Here is a 20,084-nt window from a genome sequence, read left to right as displayed (position 1 = left end):
AGGGGCTGTCTGACCGACGGCGACGCCACAGTCCAGCACGTGACACAGTGAAACGTGATGCTCTTGCTGATATAAATAATTATTCTCGTGCAGTCGTGGCCTGGCCGCAGCCACGACGCTCGTATGCCGGCAAAGGAACTCATGACTTGGGTATATCTTGGAAAAAACTGCGGATACGTATGAAATATGCCTCTGTGTAGTGGGAGTTACGGCCTTTATGTCCATAACCAATGCCCGGCTGTCTGTCGCACAGCCGGGACCACCACAGATCGGGGGCTCTCGCCAAGACGTGCGTTCTCTCCCGGAAAGTGAACCCCTGGACGGAATACACGCCTCGCGGTTCGACACCATCGGTCCCGGTCCTCGGTGATCGTCTCGACCAGGGCCATCGGAAACGCCGAACTACTTCTAACTATTTTTATTGAACGGGTGCCACTCACAGCCCCCAGCTACCGAACGAGCAAGTCGACCGCGACCGCGTCGTCAGAGGTGACGACCACCGGGTTACACTCCAGTTCCGCGAGGTCGAACGTCTCGTAGGCGTCCGAAACCGCGACCAGAAACGAGACGAGTGCGTCCACGTCACCGGGGGCGGCGCCCCGGTACCCGTCGAGCAGTTCGCCGAGGACGGTCTCGTTCAGCATCTCGCGGGCCATCGCCTCAGTGACGGGGAGCGCGCGGTAGGCGAAGTCGTCGAACAGTTCGACGAACACCCCGCCTGGGCCGACCAGCATCACGGGGCCGAAGTCCGGGTCGTCGACGACACCCACAATCGCCTCCACGCCGTCGACCTGTTCTTGGACGAGCACCGGACCGTCGTCGGCCACCGTCGCGAGCGCGTCGTAGGCGTCGCGGACGGCCGCCGCGTCGGCGAGGCCGACGCGAACCCCGCCGACCTCCGATTTGTGCTCGACGGCCAGCGGGTTCAGTTTCATCGCCACCGGATAGCCCAACTGGTCCGCGGCGGCGACCGCGGCGTCGGCGCTGTCGACCGAGCGCGTCCGGGCGAACGCGAGCCCCTGCTCGGCGAGCGCGTCGGTCACCGTCTGCCACGAGCCTCCGTCGGGGAGCGGTCGCCGGGTCGAGATGTCGCCCCGGTCCGGGAGTCGTGCAGCACGCTCGCGGGCACGTCGCCGGTCGGCGAGCATCTCGAGCGTTCGGACCGCCCGAACCGGGTCCTCGAACAGCAGGACGCCCGCGTCCCGGAGTTCGTCGGCTGTCTCGGGAGCGGGTTGCCCGCCGGTGAACACGACCGCGAGGGGGACGTCGTACGTGGCCTGGATGTCGAGGAGTTCGGCCTTGCACGTCTCGATGGTCTCACCCCCCGAGTTCCCGAACTGGAGGACGACGGCCTCGACGGCGTCGTCGCGCACCACGCTCCGCATACACCGCTCGAACAGCTCCGGCTGGCTGATGATGCCACCCGTGACGTCCACCGGGTTCGTCGCCGAGCCGTACGCCGGAATCTCCGCCTCGATGGCGGCGACCGTCTCGGGGGCGAAGCTGGCGAGCGGCAGCCCCAATCGGTGGCAGGTGTCGGCGATGAGCACCGCCGCGCCACCCGAGACGCTGAGGACGCCGATTCCCCGACCCGCGTCGGCGTCCACGTCGGGATACGCCGTGGAGGGCACGGTCGAGAGCGCGGTGACGGTGTCGACGTACTCGTCGACGCCCCAGACGCTCGTGATACCGGCCTGTGCGAACACGGCGTCGTACACCGCGTCGTCGGAGGCGATGCTTCCGGTGTGGGAGGCCGCGGCCTGTCGCCCCGCCGGAGACTCCCCGACACGAATCGCCACGAGGTCGGTGTCCGTCTCGGCGGCACGGCGGCCGACGTCGAGCAGTTCGGCTCCGCGCGTCAGCGACTCGACGTAACTGACCACGACGTCGGTGTCGGGGTCCTCGACGAGATAGCGGAGGAAGTCGACCGTGGTCAGGTCCGCTTCGTTTCCGGTCGAGAGCCACGTGTTGCCGCCGATGCCGCGGTCCTGCGTGAGTTGAAAGAGCGCGCCGCCGAACGCACCACTCTGGGTGACGAAGCTCAATCCCCCAGGAACGAGGGCGTCGCGCTTGAGGATGGAGGAGAACGACGCGCCCACCTTGTCGGGGACGTTGACGAGGCCCTCCGAGTTCGGCCCGACGAGCCGGACGCCGGCCTCGTGGGCGGCGTCGAGTAACTCGGCTTCGAGCGCCTCCCCGTCCTCGGTCTCGGAGAACCCCGAGGCGATGACGAGCACGTACGGGATACCCGCGTCGCCGCAGTCGGTCGCGACCTGTGGCGTCAGTCGGGCGGGGACGAGCGCCATCGCGAGGTCGACTCCGGCTGGAAGCTCTCCCACCGAGTCGTAACACGGCTGGCCGTCGATGGTGTCGTGGCTCGGGTTGACGAGGTAGATGTCCCCCTCGTACCCGTGTTTTCGCAGGTAGCGGTACGGCCGCCCGGACAGCTTCTCGGAGTCCGCCGAGGCACCGACGAGCGCAATCGAGTTCGGAGTGAACAGCTGGTTCATTCCCGGATCACTCGAACCCGTACTTCCGGAGCTGCTCGGCGATGCCGTTGCGGTGGATCTCGACGGTGCCGCCCGCGATGCGCCAGCCGCGGACCCACCGGTACAGATACTCGAGGGGGCTGTCCTTCGAGTACCCCATCGCGCCGCAGATCTGGAGCGCCTGGTCGACGACTTCTTGACCGGCTTCGTTGGCGAACACCTTCGCGATGGACGCCTCCATCCGCGAGGCGGTCCCGCCGCGGGCGTTCGCAGCCGTCCGGTAGATGAGGAGCCGCGCGGCGTCGAGGTTGATGGCCATGTCCGCGAGCTTGTGTTCGATGGCCTGGAACTCGCCGATGGGCTGGCCGAACTGCTCGCGGTCGGCCGCGTGTTCGCGGGCGTTGTCGAAGGCGTTCAGCCCGCAGGCGACGCACATCATCGCGTTGTGACACCGCTCGACGTTGAACTCCGCGAGCAACTGCTTGAACGCGTCCTCCCCCACGGCGAGTTCGTTCTCGACGGGGATGCGGCAGTCGTCGAACCGGAGGACGTTCTGCCGGTGGTCGGCCATGTTGACGTAGCCGTCCTCTATCGTGAGGCCGGGCGCGTCTGCGTCGACGACGACCGCACCGATGCGGCCCGTCTCGGCGAACCGCGCGTACACGAGGAAGGCGTCGGCGTACGACCCCTTCGACACCCACATCTTGTGGCCGTTCAGCACTACCTCGTCGCCCTCCTCGCGGGCGGTCGTCTGCATCGCCCCGGCGTCGGAGCCGGCTTCGGACTCGGAGATGGCGATGGAGAGGATGGAGTCGCCCGCGGTCACGGGCGGGAGGTAGCGCTCCTTCAGGTCGTCGGAGCCGAGCTCGGCGATGACGCGCGGGACACCCATCGACGACCGCGAGAGAACGTGCGCGGTGTCCGGACAGACCCGCCCCACGGCTTCCTGTGCGAGCAGCACGTCGAGGACTTCGTAGCCCCCGCCTCCGTACTCCTCTGGGAGAGAGATGCCGAGCAACCCCTGGTCGGCGAGCGTCTCGACGTTCGGCCACGGGATGTCGCCGTCCCACGTGAACGCCGTCTCGGCGAACTCGGTCTCCGCGAGTTCGCGGGCCGTGCGCTTGACGAGCTGCTGTTCGTCGGTGAGCTGGAACTCCATTACGCCTCTCCGTCGCCCGCGAGCTTCGCCTTCGTGTACGCCTTCAACCCGCCCACGTCGACGAGTTCCTGCAGGAACGGCGGCAGGGGCTCGGCGTCGTACTGTTCCCCCGTGGTGTGGTTCTCGACGACGCCAGCGTCGAGGTCCATGCTCACCTCGTCGCCGTCCGAAATCTTTCCGGCATCGGGACAGATGAGCACCGGGAGCCCGAGGTTGATGCAGTTGCGGAAGAAGATACGGGCGAACGACACCGCGACGATGCCCGCCACACCGGCCCCTGCGAGCGCGAGCGGGGCCTGTTCGCGGGAGGAACCGCTCCCGAAGTTCTCGCCCGCGACGACGAACTCACCCGCCTGAACGTCGGCGGCGAACCCGGGGCGGAGGTCGTTGAACGCGTGCTGGGCCAACTCGTCGGGGTCGGAGGAGACGATGAACCGCGAGGGAGCGATCTGGTCGGTGTCGATGTCGTCGCCGAACACCCACGCTCTCGCGGGCACACTCGGGTCGGGTCGGTCGCTCATGCGTTCACCTCCGCGAGCGCGTGGTCGTCGAGTCTCGGGAGGCCGTCGTACTCCCGTGGGTCGGTGATTTCGCCGTAGAGCGCCGACACCGCGACCGTCGCCGGACTGGCGAGATACACCGACGACTCCATCGAGCCCTCCCGGCCGGGGAAGTTCCTGTTCGCCGTCGCGAGACAGACGTCGCCGTCGCCGAGGACGCCCTGGTGGTAGCCGGCACAGGGGCCACAGCCCGCCGCCTGCACGACGGCGCCGGCGTCCGTCAGGGTCGCCAGCTCGCCCGTCGCCAGCAGTTTGCGGTAGACGGAGCCCGACGCCGGCACCACGACCATCCGGGTACCGGGCGCGAGCGTCTCGCCCTCCAGGACGGAGGCGACGAGCGAGATGTCCTCGTATCTCCCGTTCGTACAGGTGCCGACGAACAGCTGGTCGATTTCGGTACCGAGGACCTCGTCCACGTCGACGGCGTTCTCGGGGTTCGACGGTTTCGAGACCTGCGGGGCCAGTTCTTCTGCCTGGTACTCGTGGACGCTCGCGAACGTGGCGTCCTCGTCCGAGTGCTGGGCTTCGGGCAGGTCGACCGACTGCCCGGTCTCGGCTTCGAGGAAGCGAGCCACGCGGTCGTCCGCGGGGACGAGGCCAGTCTTCCCGCCCATCTCGATGGCCATGTTCGCGAGGACGAGCCGCTGGTGGACCGGGAGCGCCTCGATGGTGGAGCCGACGTACTCCGCGGCCATGTACGTGCAGCCGGCGAACCCGACGTCGCCGATGAACCGGAGGATGAGGTCCTTCGCGTAGACGCCGTCGGCGAGATCACCCTCCACGACGAACCGCATCGTCTCGGGGACGCGGAACCAGAGTTCGCCGGTCGCGAGCGCCGTTCCGAGGTCGGAGGAGCCGACGCCCGTGCCGAACGCGCCGATGCCGCCGTAGGTGGTCGAGTGGGAGTCCGCGCCGATGACCAGATCGCCCGGCCCGACGTGCCCCTCCTCGATGAGTACCTGGTGGCAGATGCCGTCACCGATGTCGTACTGGTGAGCGCCGTGTTTCGCCGCGAACTCGCGGATGGCGTTGTGGTTGTTCGCCGCCTGCACGCCGTCGGCCGGCGCGTGGTGGTCGATGGTCAGGACGGTGCGGTCGGGGGCGAACACCTCGCCCTCGCCGCCCGTCACCTCGTCGAACGTCTGGAACGCGAGCGGCCCGGTGATGTCGTGGGCCATCGCCACGTCGACCTGTGCCTCGATGTAGTCGCCTGCCCGAACGTCCTTGCCGGCCTTCGCCGAGAGGAGTTTCTCGGCGAGTGTCTTGCCTGTCATTGGTCTCCTCCATCGCCGTCGCCCATCGTTTCGAGGACGTGTTCGACGGTGCCGCCCATGAGGACGTGGCTCGTCGCGGCCAGCCCGAGCGTCTCGCGGACCTCGTTGGCCACCGCCTCGACCGTGGGGAAGTCAGCGCGCGTGTCGACGCCCATCCGCGTGAGCATGTGGACGAGGTCCTCGGTCGGGGTGTTCCCAACCCCGGAGAGTCCCTCGGCGAGGACGACCCCGCCACCCAGGCCACACACGGAGGAATCGAAGCGGTCGACGCCGCAGTCCATCGCCGCGAGCGTGTTCGCGAGGCTCATCCCGTTCGTGTCGTGGAGGTGGAGCCCGACGTCGAGGTCGGGATGGCGGTCGAACACCGCCGAATACATTTCCGAGACCTCGACCGGGTTCGCGAGCCCCATCGTCGTCGCGAGCGTCACCTCGTCGACGCCCGCCTCGACCACGCGGTCCACGACCCCGAGCGTCTCCTCGGGGTCGATACGGCCCTCGTACGGACAGTAGAAGCTCGTCCCCATCCCGCACTCCACTTCGATGCCGTGGTCGTGCGCGAGGTCGACGATGTCGTCCATCTCGGCGAGCACGGCCTCGCGGGTGCTGTTGACGTTCTTTCGGGTGTAGGTCTCGCTGACGGTGACGAGCGCGTTCACCTTGTCCACCTCGGCATCGACCGCCCGCTCCATCCCTCTGAGATTGGGAACGAGCGCGCGGTACGCCACGTCGTCGTGACGCTCGATGCGCTGTGCGACCTCGTCGGCGTCACGGAGGGTGGGAACGGCCTTCGGGTGCGTGAAGGAGGAGATCTCGATCTCGTCGACGCCCGTCTCGCTCAGGCGGTCGATGATGGCGACCTTCTCGTCGGTCGGGACGAACTCGTCGAGTCGCTGGAACCCATCTCTGGGAAGCATCTCGACGACGTGCACGGCGTCGGGGACGTGCATCAGATGACCCCCTCGGCGGCGAGTTCGGCGAGGGTATCGGCGTCGTAGCCGAGTCGTTCACCGTAGATGGCGTCGTTGTGCGCGCCGAGTTCGGGGCCGAGATACTCGACGTGGCCGGGCGTCTCCGAAAAGCGGGGGAACGCGTCCTGGACGCGGGCCTCCCCGAGCTGTTCGTCCGCGATGGAGATGACGGCCTCGCGGGCCCGATAGTGCTCGTCGTCGAGGATGTCCGCGACGTTGTAGATGGGCGCGATGGTCGCGTCGGCGGCCTCGAACGCCTCGAGCACCTCCTCGCGGGTGTGGTCGTCCATCCACCCCTCGATGATGGCGTCGAGTTCGTCGACGTTCTCGAGTCGCTTCGCGTTCGTCTCGAACCGCGGGTCGTCCTTCAGGTCCGGGCGGTCGATGGCGTCGAACACGCGCATCGCGATGGGCTGGGCGCTCGCGGAGATGGCGACGAAGCGGTCGTCACCGGTCTGGTAGACGTTTCTGGGTGCCGAAGAGGTCGACTGGTTGCCCGAGCGCGACTCGATTTCGCCGAGCTGGTCGTATCTGAGGGGCTGTGGACCCAGAAGTGAGAAGATGGGTTCGATGAGACTGGTGTCGATACACTGGCCCGAGCCGCCGTTCACGTCGCGATGATAGAGCGCGAACATCACGGCGAACGTCGAGTAGAGTGCGGCGATGCCGTCGGCGAGTCCCGTCGGCGGCAACAGCGGCGGGCGGTCGGGGAAGCCGTTGAGATACGCGAAGCCGGACATCGCCTCCGCGAGCGTCCCGAACCCGGGTCGCTCGGCGTAGGGGCCGTCCTGTCCGAAGCCGGAGAGCCGAAGCATCACGAGGTCGGGATTGAGGTCGCGCAGGCGGTCGTAGCCGAGGTTCCACTTCTCGAAGGTGCCCGGTCGGAAGTTCTCGACGAGCACGTCGGCCTCGCTGACGAGGTCCTCGAAGACGACCTGGCCACGCTCGCTGGAGAGGTTCAGCGTGACGGACTGTTTGTTCCGCCCGAGATACTTCCACCAGAGGCCGGCGCCGTTCTTCTTCGGGCCGAAGTTCCGCAGGTGGTCTCCGAACTCGGGATGTTCGATCTTGATCACGTCCGCGCCGAAATCAGCCATGAGGCGCCCGACGGTTGGCCCCGAAATCATCGAGCCGGCCTCGATGACGGTCAGCCCGTCGAGTGGTCCCACAGTGTCGTGTGCTTCTGACATGGGTGTCGATACTCGCCCGTGTCGGTCGGCAGCGTGCCGGACGGTCACGTGGCGACGATGCTACCGATTTGGCGGCGCCTGGTATAAGGCTAGTGCCCGTGGTGTCGTCCGTCCGCCACTTGTGCCCTCGTCACCAGGCCGCGACAGCACTTCACTCGGCGTTCGCGTACCCCGGGCGATGCATCGCCGCCAGCTCCTCCTCGCGCTCGGTGGTCGCTCCGGCCGCACACCGACCGCCGACTCGCCGTCACCGTCGCCGACGGAGACGCCCGTCGCCCGCCCCGACTGGGAAGATATCACGATAACGCCCTTTCCGGGGACTGAGCGGGCGTTCCAGACCGAGCCGCGGCTCATCGCCCCCGACACGGTCACCGGCGTCGTTCTGGGAGGACGTGGAAGGACTTCAACTCGAACACGACCGTCTACGGGAACTACACGTTCACTCGGGATTAGACCTGCTCGAACGTCCCCGCCGAGTCGAAGCCGACCCGAACCGACCCAAACATCCACTCGTTGTCGATTCGCTGATAGGTCTCGTCGTAGTGGCCGTGTTTGAAGCCGCTCGTCCCGTTCTCGAGGGCGTATCGGAGGAAGAAGTACCAGTGGCCGGTCGCCTCGTCGCCCGACAGCTCGATGACCGGGTTGACGGCGATGTGCGTCGAGTATCGGTAGCCCGCGTTCGGTGCCTCGGGGTTGTCGAGGACGTCGCGGGCGAACGCGTAGATCTCGTCGGGCCCGGTGTACACCTCGCGGTCCGGGAGGTCCGAGGTGAACGTCCCGTCCGGCGCGAACAGGTCGGCCCACGCGCGGTACTCGTGGCGGTCGACGTGCTGGCAGTAGCGGTAGCGAAGCGTCTCGATGGCCCGGTAGTCGAGTAACTCGTGGACGGCCGTCTCGGTCGAATCCATGCGATGCGTTCGCCCGCGGGTCGCTTAGACCTTCGCTCGCGCCTCAGACGATGTCCGCGTCGCGAAGTCGCTCGATGTCGGCCTCCGTGTAGCCGTACTCGGCGAGGACTTCCTCGGTGTGCTCACCGAGGAGCGGCGGGTGTCGGCGGATGGTCGCGGGGGTCTCGGAGAAGAACATCGGGCTGCCGGGCATCTCGACCTCGCCGGCTGTCGGATGGTCGACCGACTGGCGCATCCCCCTCGCACGGACCTGTTCGCGGTCGAACACGGCGTCGAGCGACTGGACTGGGCTGGCCGGGACGCCCGCCTCGTCGAGTCGGGCCATCAGTTCGTCGGTGGTGTAGTCTGCCAGTTCCTCGTCGAGCAGGGCGTCGAGCGTCTCGCGGTTCTCGACGCGCGTCGAGTTCACGTGGAACCGCTCGTCGTCGACGAGGTTCTCGCGGTCGATGGCGCGGCAGAACCGCGGCCACATGTTCTCGGAGGAGACCGCCACCACCACGTAGCCGTCCTGCACGGCGAACGCCTGATACGGGGCGATGGTCGGGTGTTTGCTCCCCATCCGTCCCGGGGGGTTGCCGGTCGCGAAGTAGTTCGACGCCATGTACGTCATCCACGCCACCTGCCCGTCGAAGAGGCTCACGTCGATCTTCTGCCCGGTGCCGTCGCCGAACTCGCGGGCGAACAGCGCCGCGAGGATGGCCTGCGTGCAGTACATCCCGGCGCCGATGTCGGCGATGGCGACGCCCACCCGAACAGGCGGGCCGTCCTCCACGCCAGTGATGCTCATCATCCCCGCTTCCGCTTGCATCACGATGTCGTAGGCGGGCCGGTCGCGGTCCGGCCCCCACTCGCCGTAGCCTGAGAGCCCACAGTAGACGAGCCCGGGGTTCTCGTCGCGAAGGTCCTCGTAGTCGAGGCCCCACTCGGCCATCTTCCCGACGCGGAAGTTCTCGACGAGCACGTCGGCCTCGCTCGCGAGGTCGCGGAACACCGCGCGCCCCTCGTCGCTCGCGAGGTTGAGCGTCACGGACCGCTTGTTCCGGTTGATTGAGAGATAGTAGGCGCTCTCGCCGCTCTCGCCGTACGTCGGCGGGTGCCAGCCGCGGGTCTGGTCGCCACCGTCGCGGCGCTCGATTTTGATGACATCGGCACCTAGATCGCCGAGCTGCATCGTGCAGAACGGCCCCGCGAGCACGCGCGAGGCGTCGAGGACGGTGACGCCGTCGAGCGGCCCCGTCTCGCCGCTTGGGTGTTCGGCCTCACCGACCATCGCACGCCCTCCCTGTCCGTCCACGCTCGTCGACCGGGCGCCCTCGGTCGCTGGTTGCAGGCATACCGGGGGGTCGGTGCCCGCCACCATAATCTCTCGCCCGGACCTCTCACCTGGGTGATAGACAGCGATATGCGACCCCCGCGCCATCGCCCCGTATGGCCACCCGACAGATACTGCTCGCCGTCGGTGACGACGATGCCAGAGCGCGGGCACAGGCCCGTGCCGTCGCCGACCTGTTCGACCCCGAAGACACCGCCGTGGTCGTCCACCACGATTTCGTCGACAACCCCGAAGGCGCGCGGGTCGACCAGGTCGGGTCGGTGCGCCGCGCCCGCGAGACGCTCACCGACGCCGGGTTCGACGTGACGCTCGCGGAGTCCAGCGGCGACCCGGTGGCCGAAATCATCGACGTCGCGTCTGACCTCGACGTCGACTGCATCTGCGTCGGCTCTCGACGGCGGTCGCCCACCGGAAAAGCGGTCTTCGGCTCGACGACCCAGCAGGTGTTACTGGATGCGGACCGCCCGGTGCTCGCGGTGCCGGACGGCGCCTTCCGCGACTGAGTGGCGGGCAGGGCGAAACGTTATGCTTGCTGCTAAGTAGTCACACGCATGGATAGCCCCGAGGACAGAGCGTGGATAGAGCACGCGACGGCGTTCCTGTCGGCACCGATTCCCGACGAGGCGCGTGAGCGCGGCGTGCAGGTGGTCGCGGACGTGCTGTCGGCGGCCGTCGCGGGCGTCGACGCGCCCGCGAACGAACAGGTGGCGACCGGAATGGCGCTTCCTCCCGGCGAGGCGTCCGTGCTCGGCACCGACCGGACGACCGACCCGGGGAGCGCCGCCCTGCTGAACGCGACCGCGGCCATCACTCCCGAAATCGAGGAGGGACACAACACCGGCGGCCACGTCGGCGCGAGCATCGTCGTCGGCGGGTTCGCGCTCGCCGAGGCGTCCGACGCCGACGGCGAGACGCTCGTCGAGGGGGTCGTGAAGGCGTACGAACTCTGTACGCGCATCGAGAACGCGGTCTTCCTGATGAAGGCGCGGATGAACGAGGCGCTCCCGTGGCTCGTGCGGAACCCGCACTCCACGTGGACGACCATCGGCCCCGCAGTCGCCGGCGCCATCGCGATGGGTGCCGACGAGGAGGCCGTCGCCGAAGCGTTCAGACTCGGGGCGAACCTCGCGGTCGTCTCGATGCACGACCCCTACGAGGAGGGTGCTCCCGCGAGGAACTTCACGGCGGGCTTCTCGGCGCAGGCCGGCGTCAACGCGGCGCTCGCCGCCGTGGCCGGCCTCGACGGCTCCCGGTCGGCGATGACCGAGGTGTACGACCCCCTCCGAGAGATGAAAGGTGAGGCGTTCGACGAGTCGTTCGCTGACCTCGGCGAGCACTGGTCCATCTTGGAGAACTACTACAAGTTCACGCCGTCCTGTCGGTACACCCACGCGCCGCTGGGGGCGCTCGAACAGGTCGTCGACGACGTGCGCGTCGACGAGGTCGAGTCCGTGGACGTCTACGCCTACCGCAACGCCTGCGACCTCGACTACGCCGACTACACGACGATGACGAGCGCGAAGTTCTCCATCCCGTTCGTCCTCGGTCGGTATCTCGCCGTGGGTGGCCGCGACCTTTGGCTCGACGACTTCACCGGCGACGCCCTCGACGACCCGGAGACGCGGTCGCTCGCCGAGCGCGTCCACATGCACCACGACCAGCAGTACGAGGCGCTGTTCCCCGAACGCTGGAGCGCCCGCGTCGAGGTGACGCACACCGACGGCACGTCGGTCGAGGCCGAGTGTCTCGACGCGCCCGGTGACCACCGGAACTTCCCCGGCGAGGACGCGCTCGTCACGAAGTTCGAGCGACTGCTCGCCACCCGACTCGACGACGCCCCCGGAGCGCTGGACGCGCTGCTCGACGTGCGTGACCAGCAGGTGCGAGCGGTCGGAAAGACGCTCAGACCCTGAGTATTGGAGGCGAAGACTCTGATTACTGGGCGGTGTAGCCGCCGTCCACGATGAAACTCTGCCCGGTGACGAACCGCGCGTGGTCGGACGCGAGGAACGTCGCCATCGCGCCGATGTCTTCGGGCTCACCGAGATAGGGGAGCAGCGTCTGCTGTTCGAAAGCGGCCCGGCGCTCGGGATCGGCGAGCGCTTCCTTGGTCAGTTCGGTGCTGACGACGCCCGGACAGACGGCGTTCACGAGGACGGGCACGTCGGCGTAGTCGACCGCGAGCGACCGGGTGAGCGAGACGACCCCGCCCTTGGAGGCGAGGTACGCGGGCTTCTCCGGCTGGGCGACGAACGCCAACTGGGAAGCGACGTTGATGATGCGGGGCGCCTCGCTCTCTTTCAGATGGGACATCGCGTGGCGGACGCCGTGGTAGACGCCCGTGAGATTCACGTCGAGGACGCGGTGCCACTCCTCGGGGGTGGTCTCCTCGATCGTCCCCGCGTGCGAGATGCCGGCGTTGTTGACGAGGATGTCGAGCCCGCCGAACCGCTCGACGGTCGCCTCGACGAGCGCCGCGACGCTGTCGTCGTCCGCGACATCACACGCGACGAACACGGCCGTGCCGCCGCCGTCGGTGATCGCCTCGACGGTCGTGCGCTCGGCGTCCGACGGGGACGAGTCGTCGAGGTCCGCGACGACGACCTGGGCGCCCGCGCCGGCGAGTCCGAGCGCGATGCCGCGGCCGATGCCCGAACTCGCGCCCGTGACGATGGCCACTCGATTCGAGAGGTCGACGTGCATCTCAGTCCCGCCACTCCCGGAGGCGCTTGCGCAGCGAGATGAGCCCGTTCGGGAGGAGGAGCGCGATAATCACCAGCGCGGCGCCGTACACCACGTCGTCGAGCCCGATGATCTGGTCGACGTTCGCGCGGAAGAACTCCGCGAGCGGGAACACGAAGAACGCGCCGAGGATGGCACCGGGGATGGTCCCGAGGCCACCGACGACCGCCGGCAGGAGGATCTCGACGTTCTTCGAGAGGCCGAACACCGTCTCCGGGCGGATGATCTCGAAGTACATGCTCCAGAACGCGCCGGCCCACGCCGTGAAGAACGCCGAGAGGCTGATGGCGAGCATCTTGTAGCGGAACGTCGGGATGCCGACGCTGGCGGCGGCGTCCTCGTTCTCACGGATGGCGAACAGGTAGAGTCCCAGTTGCGACTCCTTCAGCGCGTACGCCACCACGGTGACGACGACGAGGAACCCGAAGATGACGTAGAAGTACGGCAGGTCGCTCTCGAACTGGAACGCGAGCAGGCCGTACTCCGCGCCGTAGTCGCGGGGGAACGGCCGGTAGTACCCGATGGCTCCACCCAGCTCGCGGGTGTTCCGAACGATGACGCCGACCAGAATCGAGACGGCGAACGTCGCCAGCGCGAAGTAGTGGCCCTTCAGCTCGTACCGGAAGTTGAGGAACCCGACGAGGAGCGCGACGCCGACGGCGGCCACGCCGCCGACGAGCATCCCGATCCACGGGTTGATGCCGAAGTCGATGGCGAGTTTCGACGTGGCGTACGCGCCGACGCCGAAGAACGCGGCGTGGCCGAACGAGAAGTAGCCGGTGAACCCCGAGATGAGGTTCCACGCCTGACTCGCGTAGGCGAACACGAGGGTGAGGATGAGAATTTTGAGCGTGAGTATCGATCCGAGGCTGAACCCCGCGACCTCGATCTCGATGAGATACGGGAGGAGCGCGATGAGACCGAACCCCAGCACGCCCTTGATGTACGGGCCGTACTCGGAGTCGTCGAGCCGCGTGAGCACGCCGACGTCCGTCTCGGTGGAAGTGCTGTCCGCCATGGTCACACCTCCCGCTTGCCGAACAGCCCGGTCGGTTTCAGGTACAGCAGCAGGATGAACAGCATGAAGATGACGATCTCGTTGGTCGTCCCCGGCAGGTAGAAGCCGCCGAACACCTGGATGAACCCGACGATGAGCCCGCCGACGAACGCCCCCGGGAGCGAGCCCAGTCCACCCAGAACGACGATCACGAACGCCTTCACGAGGTAACTCTCGCCGATGAAAGGGTCGAACGGCGAGAAGATGACGATGGCCGCGCCCGCGAGTCCAGCCATCGCGCTCCCGATGCCGACCGTGAGGTGGTCGATGTTGGGGACGTTGATGCCGACGTACCACGCGCCGTCGCGGTTGTCGGCAGTCGCCCGAATCGCGGTGCCGAGTTCGGTGCGCTGGAGGAACACCCACAGCGCCGCCATCGCGACGATGGAGATGACGAGCGCGTACGCCTGCCCCTTCGGTATCTGGGCGCCGAACAGCTGGTACCGCCCGAGGTCCATCACGATGGACCGCGGGTCCGGCGAGAAGAATATCTGGACCAGCGCGAGCAGGATGAACGTGATGCCCAGCGTGACGATGAACTGGTTCTCCTCGGGCGCCTCGATGATGGGTTCAATGGCGACGACGCTGATCAGGACGCCGAGGCCGAACAGCGCGACGACGGCGATGGGGATGGCGATGAACGGGTTGATGCCGAACGTTGAGGTGACGAAGAAGACGACGTACATCCCCGAGACGATGAGCATTCCGTGGGCGAAGTTGACCACGTCCATCACGCCGAAGATCATCGTCAGGCCGAGCGCGGCGAGCGCGAACACCCCACCGAGCAGGAGCGCGAAGATGGTCAACTGCAACAGTACCGGGTCGAGGGCGACGACGTCGCCGACGAACTCGCTGACGGCGCTGACGATATCGTCGATAATGAGGGGCTCTAACATGCAGGAAGCTTGGTGAACTGGCTCTTAAAGATTGTTCTCGGTGGGGTTCAGAACTGTGGTTCGCTCTGTGCGTACCGCTCGGGCCAGACGACGTTCGCTTCGAGGTTCTGGACCTGAAGCATCGGCGAGAGCGCGTTCGCGTTCTCCCCGTTATCCTGGAACTCGATGGGGCCCATCGCTGCTGGGTGGTCCTCGACCGTGATGGACTTCAGCGCGTCGTTGATGTCGTCGGGGTCGACCGACCCGGCCTCCTCAAGTGCGGCCTGGGCGACCTTGACCATCGTGTAGGTCATAACGGCGTGGGTGACACCGAGCGGCCGGCCGTACTCGACGCGGTAGTCGGCGAAGATCTTGTCCGTCTGCTCCTTCGTGTAGTCGAACTCGTAGTTGTTCCCGAACCCACCGTTGGCGAACTTCCCGATCTGGGCGATGACGTCCTCGTCGGTGAACGTCGGCGTCGAGGTCCCGGTCAACAGCGGCGGCCGGTAGTCGACGTTCTGGAGCGACTGCATCATCCGGATGCCACCGCCACCGTAGCCGACGAAGATGAACGCGTCGGCGTCCGCCTGCTTCACGCGGGTCGCCTCGGTGTCCATCGACTCCTGGCCGAACGAGTAGGCCGACTCCTCGACGAGTTCGACGTTCTGCTTCGGGAGGTCGTTGACGAGCGTCTCGCGAATGGACTGCCCGAACGCGTTGTCGAGGTAGACGAGCGACGCGGTGTCCATCGTCTGCCCGTTCGACCGCGCGATCTCCGGCATGAACTCCGCGTAGTTGCCGGCCATCCCGCTCGCGGGCGTCTGGATGCGGTAGGCGTAGTTCAGGCCGCGTCCCTGTAGGATCTCGTTCGCCACCGACACGTCGATGATGTGCGGGATGCCAGCACGTTCGGCGACCTGCGTCGCCGCGAGCGTCACCGGTGAGGAGAAACAGCCCGTGAGGATGTGTGCGCCGTCTTCCTCGATGAGCTGCTGCTCGACGGGGCCACCTTCCTCCTGGCTCCCGGCGTTGTCACGGCTGACGAACGTGAGCTCTGCACCGCCGAGCGACTCGATGCCACCCTCCTCGTTGACGTGCATCGCTGCGAGCTTGCCGGCGTTCGTCATCGCCTGCCCGGACGCGCCGAGGAACCCGCTGAGCGGGTGGTTCGCGCCGATGACGACCTCCTCGACGCTCATGCTGTCCGTCGGGGTGCCGGTCGTGGCGCCACCGTCACCACTCCCTCCGTCGCCACTCCCTCCGTCGCCACTCCCGCCGTCACCACTCCCGCCGTCGCCACCATCGCCACCGTCGCCGCCGTCGCCCGTACAGCCTGCGAGGCCGACGGTTACGCCGACGCCGACTGCCTTCAAGTAGTTCCGGCGACTCCCGAGAGGGGGCTTGTTATCGTTGCTCATAGGTACCGTTGGAATTCCTTGACTCCGGTGATATTTATAATTTCGTGCGCCGGCACGTCTATTCGCCATCGAGGCGGCGTCTTAGCGCCTTTTTTCCCGGCTTTCGAGGTGCTGTCAGCCGAGCGTGATGAGGACGGCACCGAGGACGACCCCGACGGCTGCGAGGACCGACCGTGGAGAGAGGAGTTCGAGCCCGCCGAGGAACAGTGCCGAGAGGCCGATGGCGAACACCGGCTGGGTCTGGATGAGCGGGAAGAAGACGCTTGCAGGGGTTCGCTGGAGGCCGATGAAGTAGCAGAGGAACCCGACGGCCATGAGGACGCTCGCGATCGTGAACTGGCGGAGCGCCTGGGGGTCGATGCGCCGGAGGTCGCTGCCCCAGCGACCGGCGACGACGGGCGCGACCACCAGCCACGCCGTCCCCATGTTGACTGCGCCTGCGAGTACGGGGTCGATACCGCCGTTCAGCGCCGCCTTGCGGACGACGACGGCGACGGCGATGAGCAGCGCCGCGCCCACGGGAACGAGTAGCACGAGCGGCGAGTGGTCGGTGCGTGCGACCTCCGCGCGGGAGTCGCGCGAGAGGCCGGCCACCCCGAGGACGATGACACCCGTCCCGAGCGCGACGAGTGGGGTGACGGGCTCGCCGAGCACGCCCGCCGAGAGCACCGCGACGAACAGCGGCGACACCGCGGCCAGCGAGAGCGCCTTCCCCGGGCCGACGAGCTTGATGGCTTGGAAGTACAGCGAGCGGGCAGCGGCACTCCCGATGACGCCGCTCACCGCGACGAGTGCGACGAGTCCGGGGTCGGCTGCCAGCACGTCGGTCGTGAGCAGCGCGAGGACGAAGAAGATGGGTGCCGCGACGGTGAGCGAGGTCAACAGCAGGAACGCCGGGCGGGCGTGTTCGAGCCCCCGCCGCGAGAAGATACTCGCCGTCCCCATCAGCAGCGCGAACAGCATGGCGAACCCGACGCCTAGCGTGTTCATCGACTGTGTGCCTCCGCGTACATCTGTCTCGATGCAGGCGAACTCGGTACAAGGCTCTGTCGGCACCCCCTGACCCGTCACGGGTAACACCTAAGTCGGCGCTCACGCGACATTGGCGCAGTATGACTGCAGTCTACGGAGCCCGCGGTGAGCGGGTATGACGGACCACGAGCGAGCCGCTGCCGCGTTCGCCGCCGATCTCGACGCCAGCGACCTCCCGCCCGAGGTCCGCGACCACGTCGGGCTCGTCCTCGCGGACACCCTCGCCGCGATGGTCGGGGGCTCGACCGACCCAGACACGGCCGCGCTCGCGGCCCAGTACGCCACCGAGGTGCCGGGCGAGGCGACCGTCCTCGGCACCGACCACCGGCTCGAACCCCGGTTCGCCGCGCTCGTCAACGGCACCGGCGGCACCACCCTCGAACTCGACGAGGGGCACAAGTACGCCGCCGGTCACCCGGCCATCCACGTCCTGCCCGCGGTGCTGGCGGTCGGAGAGCGTGACGGGGCGAGCGCCGACGAGTTCCTCGCGGCAGTCGTCGCCGGCTACGAGGTCGCCACCCGCGTCGGCCGTGCCTGCTACCCGCTCGGCGATGGCTACCACCCGCACGGCGTCTGGGGCGCAGTCGGTGCGGCCGTCGGCGTCGCCCGGCTCCGGAGCTGTGACGCCGAGACGACGCTTCACGCGATGCGGATCGCCGCGAACAGCGCCCAGCACACGCTGATGGCTGCCGCCACGGAGGGGGCGACCGTTCGCAACAGCTACGCCGGGAAGGCGAACCTCGACGGCATCCTCGCCGTCGATCTGGCGGAAGCCGGGTTCACGGGCGTCGTCGACGGGGTCGCCCGCCACCTGTTCCAGGCCGCCGAGACGGAGTTCGACTCGACGATGCTCTCGGCCGAACTCGGCGAGCGGTGGGACGTGCTCGGTGGCTACTTCAAGCGGCACGCTGCCTGCCGGTACACCCACCCGACGCTCGACGCACTCGACGCGCTCGACATCGGCCCGGTCGACCCCGCCGACGTCGAGTCGGTGCTGGTCGAGACGTACCCGACGGCCGCGGGGCTGACGCCCACGCGACCGAAGAACGCCCTGCAGGCGAAGTTCTCGGTGCCGTACGCGGTCGCCACGCGCCTGCTCCGTGGCCACTCGGGAAAGGAAGCGTTCGCCGACGAGTCGCTCGCCGACGAGGTGTTCGCGCTCGCCGAGCGCGTGGAGGTGGTCGTCGCCGACGACATCGCCGCGCGGCTCCCCGACGCTCGGAGCAGTCGCGTGACGGTCCGCTTCGCCGACGGGCGCGAAGTCTCGGAGGAAGTCGAACACGCCCGCGGCGGCGCGGAGCGACCGTGGCAGGAGTCGGAGCTTCGTGAGAAGTTCGACGAACTCGTCGCGCCGGTGCTGGGTGAGTCGTCGGCGCTCTGGGAGGCGGCACGCGGCGGGGACGCCACCCCGACGGAGCTGTGCGGGCTCGCTCGGCCTAACTGAGGCCGAGGTAGAGCTCGATGAGTTCGTCCTCCTCGCTCAGGTCGGCGGGTGGGCCGTCGAACTGTTTCTCGCCCTGTGCGAGGATGTAGACGTGGTCGGCGATGCGGAGTGCCGCCCGCACGTTCTGCTCGACGAGCATGATCTGGGCGCCGTGGTCGACGAGCGTCCGCACCTGCTCGATGACGTCGTCGACGAGTGTAGGTGCGAGCCCGGCGCTCGGCTCGTCGAGCAGGTAGACGTCCGAGTCCGAGACCATCGCTCGCGCGAAGCTCAGCATCATCTGCTGCCCGCCGGAGAGCGACTTCGCGCGGTTCGGGAGTTTGTTCTCGAGGACGGGGAACGCCGTCAGCGCCTCGTCGATGCGGTCCTCGACGGCCGACTTGTCCGAGACGGTGTAGCCACCCATCCGGAGGTTCTCGCGGACGGTGAGGTTCGGGAACAGCCCGCCGTCCTGCGGGAGGGTGATGATGCCGCTCTCGACGACCTGGTTCGCGTTGTAGTCGGTGAGGTCGGTGTCGCCGTACTTGACGGAGCCGGACCAGATGGGGACGATGCCGTTGAGCGCCTTGATGAGCGTCGACTTCCCCGAGCCGTTGGGGCCGAAGATGCAGGTGACGCCGTCGTGGCTCTGCACCGAGATGCCGTGGAGAATCTCGGAACTCCCGTAGCCCGTGACGATGTCCTCGGCAACGAGCCGGTCGCGCCCGGGTCGCTCGACCGACTCGGATTCGCTCGCGGTCATGACAGGAGGTCCTCCGTGGTCTCGGCACCGGCGTCAGTCCCGAGATACGCCTCCCGGACGCGTTTGTCGCCGGTCACGTCGTCGAAGTCGCCCTCGGCGATGACCTGCCCCTGGTCGAACACGGTGACGCTGTCGGCGAACCGCTGGATGAGCGACATGTCGTGTTCGACGATGACGAACGTGGTGCCCCGCTCGTTCATCTCTTCGAGGCGGTCGAGGATGCGGTTCTGGAGCGCGGGGTTGACCCCCGCGGTCGGCTCGTCGAGGAGGATGCACTTCGGGTCGAGCATCAGCACGCGGGCGAGTTCGAGCAGTTTCTGCTGGCCGCCGCTCATGTCCGACGCCTCGTTGTCGGCGATGTGCTCGATTTCGAGGAACTCGAGGATGTCGTCGGCCCGCTGCTTCTTCTCGCTCGTGACTCGCAGGCCGGGGGTGTGGACGGCCAGGAGGTTCTCGCGGACGGTGAGGTCCTCGAACGGCGAGACGATCTGGAACGTCCGGGCGAGACCCTGCTGGGCGATGCGATACGGCTTCCAACCGCTGATGTCGGTGCCGTCGAACACGACGGTTCCGCCGTCCGACCGGTAGAACCCGGTCAGCGTGTTGAAGAACGTCGACTTCCCGCTCCCGTTCGGGCCGATGATGCCTCTGACCTCACCGTCGGACACCGAGAGCGTGACGCCGTCGTTGGCGACGAGCGCACCGAACCGCTTGGTGAGCCCATCGACTTCGAGGAGTGGTGCCATCTGTCGTGATACACTTCGTCGCGGCGTATTAAGGTTTGTCTCGGCCGCGTTGGGATGTTCTGGCGTGTAATTCGACTCGTGGCTGCAACGTCTCTGCTGGAGTCGAACGAGACAGCGATGGCGATGCCACCTCGAAAGCCCCCGGTC

The 20,084-nt window shown here is 67.5% G+C and carries 18 protein-coding genes; 3 read left to right on the top strand and 15 right to left on the bottom strand.

Features of this window, described 5'->3' with window-relative positions; all coding sequences use genetic code 11:
* Positions 1–449 precede the first annotated feature (449 nt).
* From NL126_RS05085 to NL126_RS05050, 8 genes are all read right to left on the bottom strand, one after another.
* Complete coding sequence (locus NL126_RS05085; protein WP_255197834.1) at positions 450–2,510, bottom strand: acetate--CoA ligase family protein; 2,061 nt, start codon at positions 2,508–2,510, stop codon at positions 450–452.
* 7 nt (positions 2,511–2,517) lie between these two features.
* Positions 2,518–3,648, bottom strand: a complete 1,131-nt coding sequence (locus tag NL126_RS05080) for an acyl-CoA dehydrogenase family protein (RefSeq protein WP_255197833.1) — start codon at positions 3,646–3,648, stop codon at positions 2,518–2,520.
* Entirely contained in the window at positions 3,648–4,169 is a 522-nt protein-coding gene (locus NL126_RS05075) for a 3-isopropylmalate dehydratase small subunit (protein ID WP_255197832.1), read from the bottom strand. The genes NL126_RS05080 and NL126_RS05075 overlap by 1 nt, the downstream gene beginning before the upstream one ends.
* Entirely contained in the window at positions 4,166–5,482 is a 1,317-nt protein-coding gene (locus NL126_RS05070; protein ID WP_255197831.1) for a 3-isopropylmalate dehydratase large subunit, read from the bottom strand. The genes NL126_RS05075 and NL126_RS05070 overlap by 4 nt, the downstream gene beginning before the upstream one ends.
* Positions 5,479–6,429, bottom strand: coding sequence for a hydroxymethylglutaryl-CoA lyase (locus tag NL126_RS05065; protein ID WP_255197830.1), 951 nt, complete (start codon positions 6,427–6,429; stop codon positions 5,479–5,481). Before NL126_RS05065 ends, NL126_RS05070 begins: the two co-directional genes overlap by 4 nt.
* A complete protein-coding gene (locus NL126_RS05060; RefSeq protein WP_255197829.1) occupies positions 6,429–7,640 on the bottom strand; it encodes a CaiB/BaiF CoA transferase family protein in 1,212 nt (403 codons plus the stop codon). Before NL126_RS05060 ends, NL126_RS05065 begins: the two co-directional genes overlap by 1 nt.
* Positions 7,641–8,089: 449 nt before the next feature.
* Entirely contained in the window at positions 8,090–8,548 is a 459-nt protein-coding gene (locus tag NL126_RS05055) for a nuclear transport factor 2 family protein (RefSeq protein ID WP_255197828.1), read from the bottom strand.
* A 43-nt stretch (positions 8,549–8,591) separates the two neighbouring features.
* Positions 8,592–9,818 carry a CaiB/BaiF CoA transferase family protein gene (locus NL126_RS05050; protein WP_255198894.1) on the bottom strand — a complete coding sequence of 409 codons (1,227 nt, stop codon included), beginning with the start codon at positions 9,816–9,818 and terminating at the stop codon, positions 8,592–8,594.
* A 158-nt stretch (positions 9,819–9,976) separates the two neighbouring features.
* On the opposite strand from NL126_RS05050, the gene NL126_RS05045 reads away from it, so the two are divergent.
* Both NL126_RS05045 and NL126_RS05040 read left to right on the top strand, forming a co-directional pair.
* Positions 9,977–10,384: a universal stress protein gene (locus NL126_RS05045; RefSeq protein ID WP_255197827.1), complete on the top strand. Its 408-nt coding sequence runs from the start codon at positions 9,977–9,979 to the stop codon at positions 10,382–10,384.
* 48 nt (positions 10,385–10,432) lie between these two features.
* Entirely contained in the window at positions 10,433–11,794 is a 1,362-nt protein-coding gene (locus NL126_RS05040; RefSeq protein WP_255197826.1) for an MmgE/PrpD family protein, read from the top strand.
* Between the two features lie 22 nt (positions 11,795–11,816).
* Here NL126_RS05040 and NL126_RS05035 read toward each other — a convergent pair whose 3' ends face one another.
* The 5 genes from NL126_RS05035 to NL126_RS05015 all read right to left on the bottom strand — a co-directional run bounded on the left by NL126_RS05035 (position 11,817) and on the right by NL126_RS05015 (position 16,963).
* Entirely contained in the window at positions 11,817–12,584 is a 768-nt protein-coding gene (locus NL126_RS05035) for an SDR family NAD(P)-dependent oxidoreductase (RefSeq protein ID WP_255197825.1), read from the bottom strand.
* Position 12,585: 1 nt separating this feature from the next.
* The gene (locus NL126_RS05030; RefSeq protein WP_255197824.1) at positions 12,586–13,641 is read right to left on the bottom strand and encodes a branched-chain amino acid ABC transporter permease; all 1,056 of its coding nucleotides are present in this window, start codon (positions 13,639–13,641) and stop codon (positions 12,586–12,588) included.
* A 2-nt stretch (positions 13,642–13,643) separates the two neighbouring features.
* The gene (locus NL126_RS05025; protein WP_255197823.1) at positions 13,644–14,576 is read right to left on the bottom strand and encodes a branched-chain amino acid ABC transporter permease; all 933 of its coding nucleotides are present in this window, start codon (positions 14,574–14,576) and stop codon (positions 13,644–13,646) included.
* Positions 14,577–14,623: 47 nt separating this feature from the next.
* Positions 14,624–15,973, bottom strand: coding sequence for an ABC transporter substrate-binding protein (locus NL126_RS05020; RefSeq protein ID WP_255197822.1), 1,350 nt, complete (start codon positions 15,971–15,973; stop codon positions 14,624–14,626).
* A 114-nt stretch (positions 15,974–16,087) separates the two neighbouring features.
* Positions 16,088–16,963: a DMT family transporter gene (locus tag NL126_RS05015; RefSeq protein ID WP_255197821.1), complete on the bottom strand. Its 876-nt coding sequence runs from the start codon at positions 16,961–16,963 to the stop codon at positions 16,088–16,090.
* Positions 16,964–17,120: 157 nt separating this feature from the next.
* On the opposite strand from NL126_RS05015, the gene NL126_RS05010 reads away from it, so the two are divergent.
* Entirely contained in the window at positions 17,121–18,449 is a 1,329-nt protein-coding gene (locus NL126_RS05010; RefSeq protein ID WP_255197820.1) for an MmgE/PrpD family protein, read from the top strand.
* Here the strand turns inward: NL126_RS05010 and NL126_RS05005 are convergent.
* Together NL126_RS05005 and NL126_RS05000 are read right to left on the bottom strand one after the other, a co-directional pair.
* The gene (locus NL126_RS05005; protein WP_255197819.1) at positions 18,442–19,191 is read right to left on the bottom strand and encodes an ABC transporter ATP-binding protein; all 750 of its coding nucleotides are present in this window, start codon (positions 19,189–19,191) and stop codon (positions 18,442–18,444) included. The genes NL126_RS05010 and NL126_RS05005 overlap by 8 nt on opposite strands.
* Positions 19,188–19,937, bottom strand: coding sequence for an ABC transporter ATP-binding protein (locus tag NL126_RS05000; RefSeq protein ID WP_255197818.1), 750 nt, complete (start codon positions 19,935–19,937; stop codon positions 19,188–19,190). The genes NL126_RS05005 and NL126_RS05000 overlap by 4 nt, the downstream gene beginning before the upstream one ends.
* Positions 19,938–20,084 lie beyond the last annotated feature (147 nt).

This window comes from Halorarius litoreus (assembly GCF_024362405.1).
GTDB lineage: Archaea > Halobacteriota > Halobacteria > Halobacteriales > Haloarculaceae > Halorarius > Halorarius litoreus.
This window is presented reverse-complemented; position numbering and strand designations above follow the sequence as displayed.

Excerpts from the sequence above, each read along its gene's own strand:
- NL126_RS05075 (WP_255197832.1), bottom strand. The coding sequence starts at position 4,169 with ATGAGCGACCGACCCGACCCGAGTGTGCCCGCGAGAGCGTGGGTGTTC.
- NL126_RS05020 (WP_255197822.1), bottom strand. The coding sequence starts at position 15,973 with ATGAGCAACGATAACAAGCCCCCTCTCGGGAGTCGCCGGAACTACTTG.
- NL126_RS05080 (WP_255197833.1), bottom strand. The coding sequence starts at position 3,648 with ATGGAGTTCCAGCTCACCGACGAACAGCAGCTCGTCAAGCGCACGGCC.
- NL126_RS05050 (WP_255198894.1), bottom strand. The coding sequence starts at position 9,818 with ATGGTCGGTGAGGCCGAACACCCAAGCGGCGAGACGGGGCCGCTCGAC.
- NL126_RS05085 (WP_255197834.1), bottom strand. The coding sequence starts at position 2,510 with ATGAACCAGCTGTTCACTCCGAACTCGATTGCGCTCGTCGGTGCCTCG.
- NL126_RS05070 (WP_255197831.1), bottom strand. The coding sequence starts at position 5,482 with ATGACAGGCAAGACACTCGCCGAGAAACTCCTCTCGGCGAAGGCCGGC.
- NL126_RS05005 (WP_255197819.1), bottom strand. The coding sequence starts at position 19,191 with ATGACCGCGAGCGAATCCGAGTCGGTCGAGCGACCCGGGCGCGACCGG.
- NL126_RS05065 (WP_255197830.1), bottom strand. The coding sequence starts at position 6,429 with ATGCACGTCCCCGACGCCGTGCACGTCGTCGAGATGCTTCCCAGAGAT.
- NL126_RS05055 (WP_255197828.1), bottom strand. The coding sequence starts at position 8,548 with ATGGATTCGACCGAGACGGCCGTCCACGAGTTACTCGACTACCGGGCC.
- NL126_RS05060 (WP_255197829.1), bottom strand. The coding sequence starts at position 7,640 with ATGTCAGAAGCACACGACACTGTGGGACCACTCGACGGGCTGACCGTC.
- NL126_RS05000 (WP_255197818.1), bottom strand. The coding sequence starts at position 19,937 with ATGGCACCACTCCTCGAAGTCGATGGGCTCACCAAGCGGTTCGGTGCG.
- NL126_RS05025 (WP_255197823.1), bottom strand. The coding sequence starts at position 14,576 with ATGTTAGAGCCCCTCATTATCGACGATATCGTCAGCGCCGTCAGCGAG.
- NL126_RS05010 (WP_255197820.1), top strand. The coding sequence starts at position 17,121 with ATGACGGACCACGAGCGAGCCGCTGCCGCGTTCGCCGCCGATCTCGAC.
- NL126_RS05030 (WP_255197824.1), bottom strand. The coding sequence starts at position 13,641 with ATGGCGGACAGCACTTCCACCGAGACGGACGTCGGCGTGCTCACGCGG.
- NL126_RS05035 (WP_255197825.1), bottom strand. The coding sequence starts at position 12,584 with ATGCACGTCGACCTCTCGAATCGAGTGGCCATCGTCACGGGCGCGAGT.
- NL126_RS05015 (WP_255197821.1), bottom strand. The coding sequence starts at position 16,963 with ATGAACACGCTAGGCGTCGGGTTCGCCATGCTGTTCGCGCTGCTGATG.
- NL126_RS05045 (WP_255197827.1), top strand. The coding sequence starts at position 9,977 with ATGGCCACCCGACAGATACTGCTCGCCGTCGGTGACGACGATGCCAGA.
- NL126_RS05040 (WP_255197826.1), top strand. The coding sequence starts at position 10,433 with ATGGATAGCCCCGAGGACAGAGCGTGGATAGAGCACGCGACGGCGTTC.